The sequence below is a fragment of the Nitrospinota bacterium genome (assembly GCA_016235255.1).
GTDB lineage: Bacteria > Nitrospinota_A > UBA7883 > UBA7883 > JACRLM01 > JACRLM01.
Genome location: JACRLM010000031.1, coordinates 38,729 through 53,518, shown reverse-complemented (window position 1 = coordinate 53,518; position 14,790 = coordinate 38,729). Strand labels below are relative to the sequence as shown.

Sequence of the window (14,790 nt, the reverse complement as noted above, 5' to 3'; positions counted from 1 at the left end):
CATTCCGATGCTGCGTCTTTGCGTCCTCGGCTCCGGTTCGTCCGGCAATTCCATATTCATTGGCGGTGAGCGGGAGGGAATTCTGTTGGACGCGGGTTTCTCCGCGAAAGGAACACTGGCAAGGTTGAGCGAGGCGGGGATACGTCCGGATCACATCAAGGCCATCGTGGTAAGCCACGAACATAACGACCATGTGAAAGGCGCCGGAGTGGTTGCGCGCAATTTGAAAGTTCCGGTATTCATGAACCGGGAGACCCATCATGCGGTGAAGGATAGGTTGGGGAAATTGCCCCGGGTGGAGCATTTCGCCACCGGAAGCGCTTTTGACGCATGCGGGATAGAGGTGGTGTCATTCTCCATCCCGCACGACGCGCGGGACACTTGCGCGTTTATATTCAGGGTGGGCGGAATCAGCCTGGCGGTGGCGACGGACGCGGGATATGTGACCTGGCTTATGGAGCGCAAAATAGCCGGGGCCGATTATATGATTCTGGAATCAAACCACGATCCCGAGATGCTAAAGGCCGGGCCGTACCCGTGGGAGTTGAAGCAACGCATCGCCAGCCGCAACGGGCACCTTTCAAATGGGCAATGCCTCGAGCTTGTGAAAAACGTGGTTCACGCAAACCTGCAAGGGATCACCTTCGCCCACGTGTCGCAAACGAACAATAATCCACATCTGGTGCGCCAGATGGCGGAAGAAGCATTGCCCGGCGGCGCAACACCGTTTGAAGTGGCCGGGCAGGACAGGCCGGGTAAGATTGTGAGGGTGGGGTAGAGCGCTCAATAATTGTCATACCGGACTTGATCCGGCATCAGCGCCTTGTAGGGGCAAGCCGCTGGCTTGCCCTCAGGCGACCCCCACCGGGTTGCCCCTTGTATACCGTGATCCCGGATAGCCGATTACGGCTTCCGGGATGACATGGCGCGAGCATGGCGATCTATATATAGCCGCGCTATCCCACCTCCCCCAATTCAAACCTGTCCTTCCAATTCTCCTTCACCGCTTTCAATAATTTCGCGTTCTCCGGTTTCGCCAGTTTAGGGTCTTCTTCCACCAAGGCAAAGGCCGCCTTGCGGGCTTCGGCAAGTATGCGGTGGTCGCGCAATATATCCCCGATTTTAAATTCCGGCAATCCTGATTGTTTCGATCCGAAAAAGTCGCCGGCGCCGCGCCGCGCAAGGTCTTCCTCGGCGATCTTGAATCCGTCCTGAAATTTTTCCATCACCTTCAATCTGTCCCATCCTGGAGCGCCACGGTGGCATTCGGCCATCAACAAACAATGCGAAGAATGCGTCCCGCGCCCCACCCGCCCGCGCAATTGGTGAAGCTGGCTTAGGCCGAACCTGTCCGCGTGCTCTATCATCATCACCGTGGCGTTGGGGTAATCTATCCCCACCTCTATCACCGTGGTGGAGACGAGTATGTCTATCTCCCCCCGGCCGAACCGTTCCATCACCTCGTCCTTCTCCGCGCTTTTCATCCGGCCATGGGTGAGGCCGAGCCGCAATCCGGCGAAATCACCTTCGCGCAGATGCTCGAACATGGTGACGGCGGCCTTTAATTCCAGCTTCTCACTCTCCTCCACCAACGGATAAATGATATACGCCTGCCTCCCTTTTTTCACTTCGTCGCGCACTAATTCGATGGCGCGGCGGCGCTGCTCCGGCTCATGGATTTTCGTTGAGATGGGGGTGCGCCCGGGCGGCATTTCGTCCAACACCGACACGTCAAGGTCGCCATATAGTGTCATCGCCAGCGTCCGTGGGATCGGCGTGGCGCTCATTATCAGAGTGTGTGCGTGGACGCCGCGTTTCATAAGCTCCGCCCGCTGGCGCACACCGAACCTGTGTTGCTCGTCTATTATCACAAGCCCAAGGTTGTGGAAATCCACCCCTTCCTGTATCAACGCGTGTGTGCCGATGATGATGTGCGCCTCGCCGCTCATGGCGCGGGATATGGCCTCCTTCTTTCCGTCCGAACCTGAAGTTATAAGTTCGACGCGAACTTTTGTGGCGCCAAGCGCCCTGCTTATGTTTTTGTAATGCTGGTTCGCCAATATCTCCGTGGGGGCCATTATGGCGGCCTGTTTGCGGTTGTGCACGGCGATCAACGCGGCGGAGAGGGCCACGGCGGTCTTCCCGCTTCCAACGTCCCCTTGCAGCAACCTGCTCATCGGCTTGTCGGAAGTCATGTCCGCCGTGATCTCGCCTAGCGCCCGTTTCTGCGCCCCCGTCAACGGAAAGGGGAACACGGATCGGATTTTTTCCATCAACGCGCTCTCCACCCCCATCGCCACGCCGGGGATTTTGGCGCGGGCGGTCCCATGCTTCAGCGCAAGGCCGGTCTGCACGAGGAAGAACTCGTTGAAGATAAGCTTTTTCTGGTGGCGGTCCTCAAACTCGTTTAGAGAGTTCACGTCCGCATCCGGCGGGGGGGAATGGATATACGCCATGCTTTCCGCAAGCCCCGGCAGTTTGTACCGCTCATTAAGTTCATCGGGGATAAAGTCGGCGATATGTTCTATCAACGGCTCGGCCGATTTTATGATGCCGCGCAAGGCCCGCTGGATAAGCCCTTCCGTGAGGGGGTATATGGGGACGATTTTATATGAATCAGCGGCGCCCTCGTCCCCCGGTTCAATGTCCGCCTCCTCGGTCTCCGGGTGGATGATCACCTTGTTGCCCCGGAATTTATTGACAGTGACCTTGCCGGAAACTATCCATTCCGTCCCCACGGCGTACCTTTGCAGATACGCCTTTTCGGGAAACTTGAACCATATGGCGCGGATGACGCCGGACTTGTCGGCGAACGCCGCCTCGAACACTTTTTTCCGGGTGCGCCCCATGGGGGATACGGAAACGTTTTTCACGACGCCCCGCACGGTCTCCAGATTGTCCACCTGGGTCTGGGCTATCGGTTTGATTGCGGCGCGGTCTTCGTAGCGCTGCGGGAAATGATTCAAAAGATCCCGCACTGTCTGGATTCCAAGTTTGCCCAGAAGCTCCGCCCGGCGCGGCCCCACACCCTTGAGGAACTGCACTGGAGAGGCGAGGTCAACGGATGGGTGGGTCATTGATCTCCTGTGTGGATACATGGGACGGACTTGCCATCCGCCCCATGCCAACCTTTATCGCTTCTTTTTGGCCAACGCCCGGATCCTCAACCGCAGCGCGTTGAGCCGTATAAAACCTTCCGCGTCGGCCTGGTTGTAAACGGTGTCCGCCTCGAAGGTGGCGTAGCGCGGATCGAACAGCGAATTGGGGGAACGGCGGCCAAGCACCGCGACGCTTCCCTTGTATAGCGACACACGCGCCTCGCCTGTCACCGGTTTCTGGATTTCGTCTATCAACGTCTGCAGGTTCTCCCGCTCCGGCGAATACCAGAATCCGTTGTACACCATCGCCGCGTATTGGGGAATCAGCGAGTCACGCAGCCGCAAAACCTCGCGGTCGAGGGTCAGCGATTCCACAGCCCTGTGCGCCGCGTGCAATATGGTCCCGCCGGGGGTCTCATACACCCCGCGCGATTTCATCCCGACGAACCGGTTCTCCACTAGGTCCACCCGGCCGATGCCGTTCTTCCCGCCAAGCTCGTTCAGCCTAGCCAGCAGTTTCGCCGGGCTCATCTCCTTGCCGTTGATGGAGACCGGGTTGCCTTTTTTATAGCCGATGGTCAGCACAGTCTCCTTGTCCGGAGCTTTTTTCGGCGACACGCTCAATACGAACATTTCGTCCGGCGGCGCGCTCCACGGATTTTCCAGAATCCCGCCTTCGAACGAAAGGTGCAGAAGGTTCCTGTCCATGGACCACGGTTTTTTCTTCGTGGTGGAGACAGGGATTTTCCATTTTGCCGCGTATTTCATCAAGTCCTCGCGCGACTTGAAATTCCACTCCCTCCACGGGGCGACGCATTTTAACGACGGATTGAGCGCGGCGAACGTCAGCTCGAACCGCACCTGGTCGTTGCCTTTGCCGGTGGCGCCGTGGGAAACGGCGTCCGCCCCGGTTTCCCGGGCGATGGCCACCTGCTCCCGGGCGATGAGCGGCCTGGCGATGGACGTGCCCAAAAGGTATGACCCTTCATATATGGCGTTGGCGCGCAGCATCGGGAAAACGAAATCGTTGACGAACGTTTCCTTCAGGTCCCGGATAACAAGCCCGGACGCGCCGGAGGCCTTCGCCTTGGCGTGAAGTGGTTTTAGTTCTTCCCCCTGCCCCAGGTCGGCGGCGAAGCAGACAACCTCGCATCCATAATTTTCGATGAGCCACCGGACTATGACAGAGGTGTCCAGCCCGCCCGAATAGGCAAGGACCACCTTGTTTATCTTCCTGGACATTTCGTCTCCTTAATAAAAACCAACCGCCGTATTCTACTAGTTAAACGCCGCCGAATGAAGCCCGGAATCACATCCTGATAAAGACCGCCGCGTGCGCCAGCGAGAACATCCCGCCGCCCCCAAGCGCTTTTTTGACCTCTTCCATGTAACCCAGGTTGTGCTCCAGGTTTTTCGTGAAAAAGACCACTGTCTTCACGGCCAGACGTCCATAAAAATCTTCCTCCGGAATTTTGTCCACCTCATGCTGAAATTCATAAATGTCCGGATGGCTGTAGAAAATGAAACGCAGCGCCGCCACCCGCAAAAGGAGCAGCACGATGTACGAAAGAAGCTCCTCTTCAACTATATATGGGGTGGACAACAAATGCTCCGCGCAGTAATTGCCGAGCAGCCTGTCAAAATAGTCCCGCACTGATTGCGGCGCGGCGGATTTGCTCCCTTCATACGCTTTCCAGAGAGCGTCCGACGAGGATTCGCCTGCGTAATGGTCCGCGATTTTCCCGATAAGCTCCACATATTCCGGGAAGACGCTTTTTGTTTTGGCCCGGACTTCCAGAACGCCGCGGATGGTGGAGACGGCAAGCTTGCTGGAAAAACTGATCGAGTCAAAACCGGCCTTAAGCTCCATCTGCGCCGCAGACGACAATATATTCTTTATCTCCACGGCCAATTTCCCGGCATGCTCACGTCCGGCCCCTTTCCTGAAGAAAGTGGATGTGCGGGAGGCGAAATAGCTGGCCAGAAAAAGTCGCGTGTCCAACGGATGGGAAGCGTCCTGCAATAGCTGAAGCAGAACGCCCCGCACATCGTCAAATGCGCTTTGGTAAAGACTTGCGGACGATGTGTCCACAAAATGCTTGAGCGTGAGCAAGTCCGGCCGTGGCAGCGATGAGGGCTCTTTTACCGCCACATGCGCCGCCCCCTTGGCGATAAGGCCCCGGACAGCTTCCGGACATGAAAGGCAGCCGACCATCTCTATCCTGTTCCCGATTCCGATGAACTGGCGCGGGTATTTGGCGCAAACGTCGCCAAGGCGCATCTCCCCGTACTTCCCCTGTATGGAACAGAGCCCTTTGTCATCGAAAAATACGCAATAACCGTCCGGCCGCAGTTTTACTATGCTCTTCGCCCCCTTTATCTCCACATCGGGAGCGCGGAAATTTTTCAGGGTTGCGGCCCACTCATCCCGGCTCATGGCCGATTGCAAGCGGTCAAACGCCGCGTCATCATAGGGGACATCCCATACACGGCAGCATGTCATGTCGCACTCGCCGCCAAGGCATGCAAAGTCCGCCATGTAAGCCGGGACCGCGATTTTTCCGTCCATGTCAGCATCCTTCCATTCATAAGGCGGCGGAGGCTATCCGCCTTTCACAAGCTGAATATACCCGTATGGCCCGCAGATTGGAAGGCGGACAGAATGAAAAGCCGCATCTGAACGAACTGAGCGCAGGGAACGTACTGAAAGAGCTGAAAGCAGGCCTGATTGTGACCGCACTGGTGGCGGCTTCCCGGATGGCGCAAGGGGATCAGGCCTTGTGCGCCCTGTTTCCCAACGAGGCCGTGAGCGCGGCGGCCAATGCTGGCGCCCATAATGTAAATCCGCTCCCCATGAAAACGTACCCTGCGAATCCGGCCACCCACCCGGCGATGAACCCGTTGTTCTCCCACAGATAAAGCCGCGAGGCTGTGGGGAAAATCCCGCCGCTCCGGGCAAAGAAAGCTCCGGCCTGCGATCCTGAGACGGCGATGAGGACTATGTACACAGGCGCCAGCGCCGTGTCGAAAGGAGCCGTCCGCAATCCCCATTGCAAGGCGTAGTACGCGGCAAGGCACAAGGCTATGTGGGCAATCTGCGCGCGGACGGCGCCGCTCCCCCATATTCGCGCTTTTGCGATGAAAAGCCCCGCCGCGCTTCCCAGAAGCCAGCCGCCGGCCACAGCGCCGAATCCGGCGAAAGCGGAGGTGAAAAATATCTCCATTCCGAAAAAAAAGCCGGTCTGCGTGAGGGCGAGAAAAAACCCCATCATGAACACGTATAAAGTCTTTAGCCCCGCTGATCCGTTCATCTCCCCTCCGCGGGGAAGAATTTTTTCGCGGTCCGCCGCAAGCTGGCCTTCACCGGCAGGCTAGGATCGTCCCACCTGATCGGCTTTGCGCCCCCCACCGCCGCCATCGCCTCGGCTTTGTCCATTATTTTCACGGTCCCGCCGCCGTACTGCCCGATCAATCGCGCGGCCTGCTCTTTTGTGAAAGGGAGTTTATGCCCGGCCAACGCGAAACTGTATGGGGATTTTTCGGGAGTGTGGATTATCACGCCGTCAAAGGTGTTCAGCACAGCGGCGGCCACAGCCGTGGCGATCATCCCTCCGTCATCTATCCTGCCGCACAACGAAATTGAGAAAACGCCTTTGGGCGAGAGCCTCCCGCGCGCAAGCCGCATGAAGTCCTCCGAATATACAAGCCCGGTCTGTATGGTGAAAGGCGCAGGCACGTCCACGGATATCAGGTCATATTTCTCCACGCCCGATCCCAGGAAATGCTTGCCGTCGTCCACCACGTAGCGCCAACCGGGTATTTTCCCGCCCATGTTCACATCTGTGAAATAGGCCAGGCTCCCTTTTATCACCGCCTCGTCTATTTCCACCGTGGTGACGCTGGCCGATTTTTGTGACGCATACGCGACGGACTCCATGGATCCCGAGCCTATGATAAGCGTATTTGCCGGGGCGGCAAGCTCCACCGGAAGCCTCGTCAGGTACAGGTTGAACTGGCGCAGCGAGCCGGAGCCGTAAAACAAAAGCCCGTTAAGGTACAGCCTTCGCGATCCGGACTTTGCCTCGATAATGTCCACCTTCTGATATGGACTGTACACGCTGTAGAGGGTCTGGGCGTCTTTGACGCCGAAAGCGCGCTCATAGAAATAGGATAGCGACCACCGGTCCATCGAAGAGGACATGAACACGGAAACACCGGCCAATGCAAGCGCCGCCAAGGCCGCTTTCATGTTCCAGAACACGGCGCCCACCAGGGCCGCGAACGCCACATGGTAAATCGCCGCCACAGCGTAAGCCTGGGCGGCCCCCACGCCGAATATCACGGCGAATCCGAAGGCGGTTCCGCAAAGCTCGGTGGCGTACAGCGCCGGGAGCGAGGCCGGCCCGCGCCTGTCTATGTACGCCGGGAGGAGGATCGAAAAAACGGAGACCATCGCAAACGCCGTGACGAACAAAAGCGCCAGCGCCGCAAGGCCGGGAAGCATTTCATGCAGCGCCCCGGCCAGGAGCCGTAATGAAAACGGGAACGTAAGGTGCAAAAGAAAAAAAAGCGCGATCAGTTTTATTATGGCCGGTTCGGAGATCCGTCCGGAAAGAGTGTATCCGATGGAAAATCCTGAAAAGTAAGCCACCGTGACGAGCAGTATCACGATTTCGGTGCCGGCGGTAAGCGCGGTGACCTCCTGCAAAAGGAAGTACTGGGCCAGCGCTATGAGCGTTCCGGCGATGAAAAGGACGGGGTAATCCGCCATGCGGTCACGGCCCGTGTCACATGGCGCAGCGGAATCCGTTGTCATATCCTTTCTGTCCTGGCAGAAGACCCCACCGGAATGTCATGCGAAGGCTTTCCGCCTCATGGTCCCACGAACCACCCCGGATGGCCCGCCGCAAGAGGTAAGGGCAAGCCAGGCCGGCGCCACCAAATACGGTATTAAATTTCTCTGGGGCACAGCCTTCCGGAGCGCTTTTTAGTTGTCGCCGCCGCCGTGGCCGCCCTCGCCGCCGTCATCTCCATACCCGTCGGCGTGGCAGGCGATACAGTTGGAGGAACTCACCGAGTTGTGGCTGAAGTCCCAGCTTAAGCCCCTCGTGTGGCACCCCTCGCAGGAGTAGGGGCTGTAGTGGCCGCTATGGCACGAGGAGCATCCGGAAGTTACGTCCGGGTGCGACCATGCCCATGTCGGGTATGTGTGGCACGTTTCGCAACTGCTGGACCTGCCGGAATGGTCTGTTGTCGGGCTGTGGCAAGAGGAACAGCCGGAGGTATAAGTATGCGCCACCGTCCATGTCGGGTATGTGTGGCACGTTTCGCAGCTTGAGGACCTGCCGGAATGGTTCGTGGTCGGGCTGTGGCAAGAGGAGCAGCCACTGGTATAAGTGTGCGCGCCGCCGGACGAGAGACCCCACGAGCCGCTGGAATACTGGTGGCACGAGGCGCAGCCAGAGGTCCTGCCAGAGGACGAGTGCGATGAAGGATACCTGTTCGAGTGGCAGCTTTCGCAGTTCGTGGTGATGACGGAGTGGAATTCCGTGTGGCTCACGCGCGAATGGGAGGTGAAGCTGTCCGAATAGTGGCACGAGTTGCAGTATGTGCCCACGTTATTCTGGGAATGTTTGAAGTTGGACGCGGCGTTGTAATTGCTCATATGGCACTGGGAGCAGATTTCCGACCGGGTGGAGGTGAGCGCCATCCCCGGTTTGGTTTGGCCGGAGGTCCGCGCCGAAGTTTTTGTGAGCGCCGTGTCCGTGGGGTGGCAGGTGATCCCGCACGAATAGTTTGCGTGGGAGCCGGTCATATAATCGTTGTGCCAGGTCAGGTCGGGGGTCTGCCCTATCTTGCTCAGGTCCTTGGTGGAGCCCGATCCGGTAGAAGAGGAGCCCGAAGTGGAAGTGTCATTCTCCCCGCCCACCCCGCTGCAGCCAGCTATCATCATCAACCCGGCAAGCGCCAATCCTGCTACCGCCCTGCGAAACATAAGAAACACCCCCACCAAATTCAAATCGTTGTATTCCAACTTATATAATAGCGTTTGGATGAAACCGACAAGTCTGCCCATGATATTAAGCAATTAATACGCCAAACGGTTTTTCGCGCGGTGTCTATTTATAAATTCAATAATATCATCAAGATGACTGTCGCGCGGAAACTTCCTGCCCCCCATTTTGTGTTTGCTTTGATATAAACTTATGGCGATTTGACTTCTTTGCGGACAGTTACAGTGTCCTTTTTCAGGTCGTTTTCATCTTGGCGTTAGTCTGAATCGCGGACATATGCCGATGCGCTTCCCGATGATACAATGCAAAGATGAACAAAAAGAAGATTATCGCCATTGTCACCATCCTCGCGGTGATTATCGCCGGTGCGGGGGTCTTCAAATTCAACGGCACGTCCGGAAAGAATGAAAAGACCAGGACCGCCCGGATTGCAAAAGGGGACATCACACTGGCCGTGTCCGCCACTGGGGCCATAGAGCCGGATTCGCAGGTGGAGATAAAATCGAAAGCTTCAGGCGAGGTGACCGAGTTTCCATACGAGCCGGGGGATGCGATCAAGGCGGGACAAAAGCTTCTTACGCTCGACCCCGCCACGGAACGGCGCAATGTGGGGATGAAAGAGTCCGACCTGGCGCGGGCGATTGCTGATTTCGACTCCGCCGGGGCCAGCCTTATGGAACTTTCCGCAAAGGCAACCAGGGCCGTTGCGCTTTCCAAACAAGGTTTGATTTCAAACCAGGAGCTCGAATCGGCGCAGACCGCCGAGGCGCAGGCGAAGTCCAAGGCCGAGTTCGCCGAGGCTGCCGTGAAAAAGGCGAGGCTGGAGCTTGACGACGCCAAAGAACGGCTGCGGGAGACGGTGATAGTCTCCCCTATGGACGGGGTGCTGCTGGAAAAGACCGTGGAAAAGGGGCAGGTGGTGGCGTCGGGCATATCCACTTTCACCGGGGGCACAAAGCTTGGGCTGGTGGGGGACATCTCCCGCATCTTCATCGTGGCGCTCGTGGACGAGACGGACATCGGCAAGGTCTACGCCGCCCAGAAGGCGAACATCACCGCGGACGCGTATCCTGAAATGGTGTTCGACGGGATCGTCACGCGGGTGTATCCGAAGGGGGAGTCTTCCGGCGCCATAACGGTGTTCAAGGTGAAAATAGAAATAACCGGCGAGGGGGTCCAGAAGCTCAAGCCGGGAATGACTGCGAATGTGGACCTTATCCTTCAGTCCAAGAGCGGTGTGATCATTGCCCCGGAGGAGGCGCTAAAGACCGATGACGGCGGCAAGACGCATTATGTTTATCTGGTGGGGGGCGGCAAGCCGGAGAAACGCGCGGTGAAAGTGGGGCTTTCCAACGGGTTCGAGGCGGAGGTAACGCAAGGGCTCCGGGAAGGGGAGACGGTGTTTCTGCGCGCTCCGGCGGAGGACTGACGCCGTGATCGAGCTTACGGACGTCCGCAAGGTGTACAACCTTGCCGGCGCTGGGGTGGAGGCGCTGGCGGGGGTCTCTTTTGCTGTGGATGCGGGGGATTTCACGGCGCTGATGGGGCCGTCCGGCTCCGGCAAGTCCACGCTGATGAACATTCTCGGCTGTCTGGACACACCCACTTCCGGCGATTACCTGCTAGGCGGCGTTAACGTGGCGAAGATGACGGAGGACGAGCTTTCCCGTGTGCGAAACCGGGACATTGGGTTCGTGTTCCAGAGCTATAACCTTCTGGCCCGCAACACCATATTGGAAAACGTCTGCCTGCCGCTGTACTACCGGGGAGAATTGGACCCGAAGTCCAGGGCGGCCGCCGCGCTTGAGAAAGTGGGGCTATCCCACAGGCTAAACCATTTTCCAAGCCAGGTGTCCGGCGGTGAATCGCAACGCACCGCCATCGCCCGGGCGATAGTGGCAGAGCCTAAAATCATCCTGGCCGACGAGCCGACGGGCAACCTGGACACCAAGACCGGCGCGGCGATAATGGACATATTGAAAAGTCTCAACGGCGACGGTGTGACGATAGTGATGGTCACCCACGACCAGGCCATCGCGGCCCACTCGCGCAGGATCATTAAATTGAAGGACGGGCGGCTGGAGGATCGGCAACGCGCCTGAAAGCCCGCCGCTGATTAGCCTATCGGGCGCGGGGTTTTGTGACTTACCCAGGCGGATACCCGAAACATTTTTTAAAGGCGGTGGTGAAATTCGACGGGTGCGAATATCCGGCAAGATACGCCGCTTCCGCAACTGTGATTCCGCGCAAGTGCATGGCCGCGCGCGCCATTTCCATCCTGTGTTCCACCACCCAGGCGTACGTCGTTTTGCCGAACTTGCTTCGGAATCCACGGTTGAGCTTTTTATGGTTCATCCCGGCCATCCCAGACAGCTCTATCAGGGATGGCGGATTGGCGATGTTCGACAGCAATATATCCCTGGCCTCGTGAATCCGGCGCCGCTCGGCGCAAATAACGGGATATCCGGGATCGCGCTATATCAAGGAGACCCCGGCTCAAGGCTGGGGTGACACAGAAAAGAACCTATGCGCGTGTTAACTTGATTTGGGCAACAGTTAACAATACCCCGGACTATAAAAAAGCTCCGCGAAGTTCCATTGGCAGACTATTTTTCAAAATGGAGTTTATAAATGAGATGGCATCTGCTTTTGGCCCCGGTTTTGCGCATGATGGAGGCCAAATGGGTCTTGGCGGTTTTTTCGCTGATATAAAGCTCATTGGCTATCTCTCGGTTTGAATGGCCAAGCAGTGTCAAGCGGGTGATCTGATCCTCCCTGGCCGTGAGCGGATAGCGGTTGTTCCGCTGGATGGCGGGCTGGCTCCGCCGGGCCTCCTGATTATCCCGAAGGCGTATGGCCCAGAACGCGCTGGCGATGGCCGGGGCAACCAAAGTGAGCGCCGCTTTCTCCATCCGGGTATAGTCCCTGGCGCCCGGCGGCCTATGGAACGACACCGTGCCGGTGGTTTGGCCGTGAAACACCGCGTTTAAAACCAAGGTTTGGCACAGACCCATCGGCTTGAAAAAATCCTGATAATACTCGCTGTCGAGGAACGACGATTTGTTGACCACATCGCTTTCCGAAAATCCAATATTGTTAAAGCGCGGATCGCCAACCGTTTTAATGACAGGGCTAACGCTGAAATAGCGTTCGTTATACCGCTTGATATTTTCAGCGCTGTCGCCGATATTTTTGGTGGCGAAAAAGTCGGGCAGGGGCGCCAGGGTCAAGGGGTCCTGGGCGTATAGCGCCGCCGTTTCGTGGGGGACGATGGAGCCTGTCTGGTTGAAAATCACCTGCGACAATTCATCGATGGTTTTTGTTTCCGACAGATCATTGGCCAAACGCCAGGCCTTCCTTAACGTTGCGGCGGGCAGCTTGCGGATCGTTTGCCGGATATTCATGACACTATCCATCCAGGTGGATAAACATAATTTAAACTATTTTTTGGTAAATACAAGCTGAATTATTTCAAAAGAATAGAGCCGGAAACAAAGATAAATCGTTAAAAAATACAACTTTCGGCGTATTCATTTTATTGATTGGATTGAATAAATTCGACTAACAGCAACGGTAAATCCCATTGCCGGGGCATTGCGGGATTAATAAGCGGATATTTCTTGTCATGCGCTGTGAACGCAGGGGGTAATATGAAAGTCCGATTGGCGCTTTCCAAGGGTATCAGATGTCTGGCCATATTGTCTTTGGCGTTGATTGCATGCGCGGGCCATTCATTGGCGGCCACCTTCACGGTCAATAACACGGGCGACGATCATGACAACAACCTTGGCGATAATATTTGCGCCACCGCCACTGGCGTATGCACACTGCGCGCCGCGATAGACGAGGTGAACATGGGGCTGGGCGGCCATACTATTGTCATCCCCGCCGGGACATACACAATCACCGGCGCGTCCGGCGATGATTTAAACGTCAGCGGAGACTATGACATAAGCGACAGTGTCACCATCACCGGCTCCGGCGCGATATTAGACGGCGGCGGGATTGATAGGGTGCTTCACATCACCGGCGCCTATGTTGTGTCCATCACAGGGGTCACGATCCAAAATGGCGCGGGAAATGGCGGGGGCATATATAATCCTGGTGGAACAGTCACCATTTCTTCATCCACCATCACCGGCAATAATGGCGCGGGAATCCGCAATAGCGGAACCATGACGTTGACAAACACCACCATCAGCGGCAACCAATATACGGTGTCCGATGGCGGCGGCGTGATTGCCTCGGCTGGCTCCATTACATTCACCCATTGCACTATAACCAACAACAACGCCATAACAGCCAACGACGGCGTTTACAGGACCGGAGGGAACATTACATTTAATAACACCATCATCGCCGGCAACGGGGAAGGCAACGACTGCACCGGCATTCCCGGCGGTTCGTCCACCGGGTACAACCTGGACAGCGACAACACTTGCAACCTTACAGCAGGGACGGACATCGCCGGATCGGCTCTGGCAAACCTTGGCGCCCTGGCAAGCAATGGCGGCTCCACCCAGACCCATGCTCTGCAGGTTGGCAGCGCGGCCATAGACGCTGGCGATTGCAACGGCGGGGCTGTCACAACCGACCAGCGCGCCGCACCAAGGCCATATGGCTCCGCGTGTGACATCGGGGCGTATGAGTATGGAGCGACACCCCCTGCGGGCGCTTCATCTTTATCCGCTTCCTCCACCTCCGGTTGCACGGACTATCACGCCATCAACTACAGCCTATCCGCCACCACCGATGACGGCTCTTGCATATTCCCCGATCCTGATCTTGGCGATATCGGCTCGCAGACGGTGAGTTTTGGGCCGGTGGCGATAACAAGAAGCTCCACCCAGACCATCACCATACAGAACAGCGGCCCCATTTCCACCTTCATCCACCGGGTGGACATATCGGGAACAGGATTCACCATCGTCAGCGACACTTGCACCAACCAGCCGCTGATACCGGGCCGGTCGTGTGAGATCGTGGTGGCGTTCAATCCCGGCGCCGAAGGTGACTTCACCGGGACTGTGGAAGTTTGGACGAACAACGCAAAATACTATCCGCTCACTATTGTGTTGAGCGGCTCCAGCTCTGGACTGCCTCCAACAGAGCCAGCGCTGATGGCGCCAAGCGACGGCGAGACCATAACAGGAACATCGGTTACGTTGCAATGGACACCGGGCCAGGCGCCGGACGGCGGAGTGGTGACCAACAAGGTTTACGTTTGCGAATCGGCGGACTTTAGCGGATGCGCAGAACCAGCGGCGACTGCGCGCTCAACAGGCGCGGCGGTTCCCGCGGCGTTTTTGGTTGTGATGGGGCTTATTTCGCTTGTAGCGCCGCCGTCCCGGCGGCATGCCGGCAAGATGCCGGCGCTACTACGGTACGGCTCCGCGATTTTGTTCATCGTGGCAGCTTCCGCGTTTGCCTCCTGCGGCGGCGGATCGTCCAAATCAACCACCAGCGACAATTCCATGAAACAGACTGTGACCGGTCTTAAAGCCAACACGGTGTATTACTGGAAGGTGACTTCCGAGACCACGTCCGGCACGGCGACCGACAGCCCGGTGAGGAGTTTTACGACGGGGCTGTAGGGGCGACCCGGTGGGTCGCCCGATGAGGGCGAGGCGCCGCCTCGCCCCTACGAGGAAATGATCCTGGATAGCCGGGGACGGTTT

Annotated in this window: 12 protein-coding genes; 4 read left to right on the top strand and 8 right to left on the bottom strand. The window is 57.4% G+C overall.

Going from position 1 to position 14,790, the window contains the following annotated elements:
• The first annotated feature begins 7 nt into the window (after positions 1-7).
• Positions 8-778: an MBL fold metallo-hydrolase gene (locus HZB29_03675; protein ID MBI5814690.1), complete on the top strand. Its 771-nt coding sequence runs from the start codon at positions 8-10 to the stop codon at positions 776-778.
• A 178-nt stretch (positions 779-956) separates the two neighbouring features.
• Here the strand turns inward: HZB29_03675 and recG are convergent, their stop codons facing one another.
• The 6 genes from recG to HZB29_03645 form a co-directional block, all read right to left on the bottom strand.
• The gene (gene recG, locus HZB29_03670; protein ID MBI5814689.1) at positions 957-3,077 is read right to left on the bottom strand and encodes an ATP-dependent DNA helicase RecG; all 2,121 of its coding nucleotides are present in this window, start codon (positions 3,075-3,077) and stop codon (positions 957-959) included.
• Between the two features lie 54 nt (positions 3,078-3,131).
• Positions 3,132-4,340, bottom strand: coding sequence for an argininosuccinate synthase (locus HZB29_03665; GenBank protein MBI5814688.1), 1,209 nt, complete (start codon positions 4,338-4,340; stop codon positions 3,132-3,134).
• Positions 4,341-4,407: 67 nt separating this feature from the next.
• The gene (gene fliB, locus HZB29_03660) at positions 4,408-5,667 is read right to left on the bottom strand and encodes a flagellin lysine-N-methylase (protein MBI5814687.1); all 1,260 of its coding nucleotides are present in this window, start codon (positions 5,665-5,667) and stop codon (positions 4,408-4,410) included.
• A 202-nt stretch (positions 5,668-5,869) separates the two neighbouring features.
• Positions 5,870-6,409, bottom strand: a complete 540-nt coding sequence (locus tag HZB29_03655) for a hypothetical protein (GenBank protein MBI5814686.1) — start codon at positions 6,407-6,409, stop codon at positions 5,870-5,872.
• Positions 6,406-7,869, bottom strand: coding sequence for a hypothetical protein (locus HZB29_03650; GenBank protein ID MBI5814685.1), 1,464 nt, complete (start codon positions 7,867-7,869; stop codon positions 6,406-6,408). The genes HZB29_03655 and HZB29_03650 overlap by 4 nt, the downstream gene beginning before the upstream one ends.
• Positions 7,870-8,085: 216 nt before the next feature.
• A complete protein-coding gene (locus tag HZB29_03645) occupies positions 8,086-9,051 on the bottom strand; it encodes a hypothetical protein (protein ID MBI5814684.1) in 966 nt (321 codons plus the stop codon).
• A 371-nt stretch (positions 9,052-9,422) separates the two neighbouring features.
• Here HZB29_03645 and HZB29_03640 point away from each other — a divergent pair, with 371 nt between their 5' ends.
• Together HZB29_03640 and HZB29_03635 are read left to right on the top strand one after the other, a co-directional pair.
• Positions 9,423-10,541 carry an efflux RND transporter periplasmic adaptor subunit gene (locus HZB29_03640; protein ID MBI5814683.1) on the top strand — a complete coding sequence of 373 codons (1,119 nt, stop codon included), beginning with the start codon at positions 9,423-9,425 and terminating at the stop codon, positions 10,539-10,541.
• A 4-nt stretch (positions 10,542-10,545) separates the two neighbouring features.
• Positions 10,546-11,214, top strand: coding sequence for an ABC transporter ATP-binding protein (locus HZB29_03635; GenBank protein ID MBI5814682.1), 669 nt, complete (start codon positions 10,546-10,548; stop codon positions 11,212-11,214).
• A 43-nt stretch (positions 11,215-11,257) separates the two neighbouring features.
• Here the strand turns inward: HZB29_03635 and HZB29_03630 are convergent, their stop codons facing one another.
• Both HZB29_03630 and HZB29_03625 read right to left on the bottom strand, forming a co-directional pair.
• Entirely contained in the window at positions 11,258-11,524 is a 267-nt protein-coding gene (locus HZB29_03630) for a helix-turn-helix transcriptional regulator (protein MBI5814681.1), read from the bottom strand.
• 194 nt (positions 11,525-11,718) lie between these two features.
• A complete protein-coding gene (locus tag HZB29_03625) occupies positions 11,719-12,516 on the bottom strand; it encodes a hypothetical protein (GenBank protein ID MBI5814680.1) in 798 nt (265 codons plus the stop codon).
• Positions 12,517-12,762: 246 nt separating this feature from the next.
• Here HZB29_03625 and HZB29_03620 point away from each other — a divergent pair, with 246 nt between their 5' ends.
• On the top strand, positions 12,763-14,706 hold the full coding sequence (locus tag HZB29_03620) for a choice-of-anchor D domain-containing protein (protein ID MBI5814679.1): 1,944 nt from the start codon (positions 12,763-12,765) through the stop codon (positions 14,704-14,706).
• Positions 14,707-14,790 lie beyond the last annotated feature (84 nt).

Coding starts and splice junctions, on each gene's coding strand:
- HZB29_03675 (MBI5814690.1), top strand. CDS start 8: ATGCTGCGTCTTTGCGTCCTCGGCTCCGGTTCGTCCGGCAATTCCATA.
- recG (MBI5814689.1), bottom strand. CDS start 3,077: ATGACCCACCCATCCGTTGACCTCGCCTCTCCAGTGCAGTTCCTCAAG.
- HZB29_03665 (MBI5814688.1), bottom strand. CDS start 4,340: ATGTCCAGGAAGATAAACAAGGTGGTCCTTGCCTATTCGGGCGGGCTG.
- fliB (MBI5814687.1), bottom strand. CDS start 5,667: ATGGACGGAAAAATCGCGGTCCCGGCTTACATGGCGGACTTTGCATGC.
- HZB29_03655 (MBI5814686.1), bottom strand. CDS start 6,409: ATGAACGGATCAGCGGGGCTAAAGACTTTATACGTGTTCATGATGGGG.
- HZB29_03650 (MBI5814685.1), bottom strand. CDS start 7,869: ATGGCGGATTACCCCGTCCTTTTCATCGCCGGAACGCTCATAGCGCTG.
- HZB29_03645 (MBI5814684.1), bottom strand. CDS start 9,051: ATGATGATAGCTGGCTGCAGCGGGGTGGGCGGGGAGAATGACACTTCC.
- HZB29_03640 (MBI5814683.1), top strand. CDS start 9,423: ATGAACAAAAAGAAGATTATCGCCATTGTCACCATCCTCGCGGTGATT.
- HZB29_03625 (MBI5814680.1), bottom strand. CDS start 12,516: ATGAATATCCGGCAAACGATCCGCAAGCTGCCCGCCGCAACGTTAAGG.
- HZB29_03620 (MBI5814679.1), top strand. CDS start 12,763: ATGAAAGTCCGATTGGCGCTTTCCAAGGGTATCAGATGTCTGGCCATA.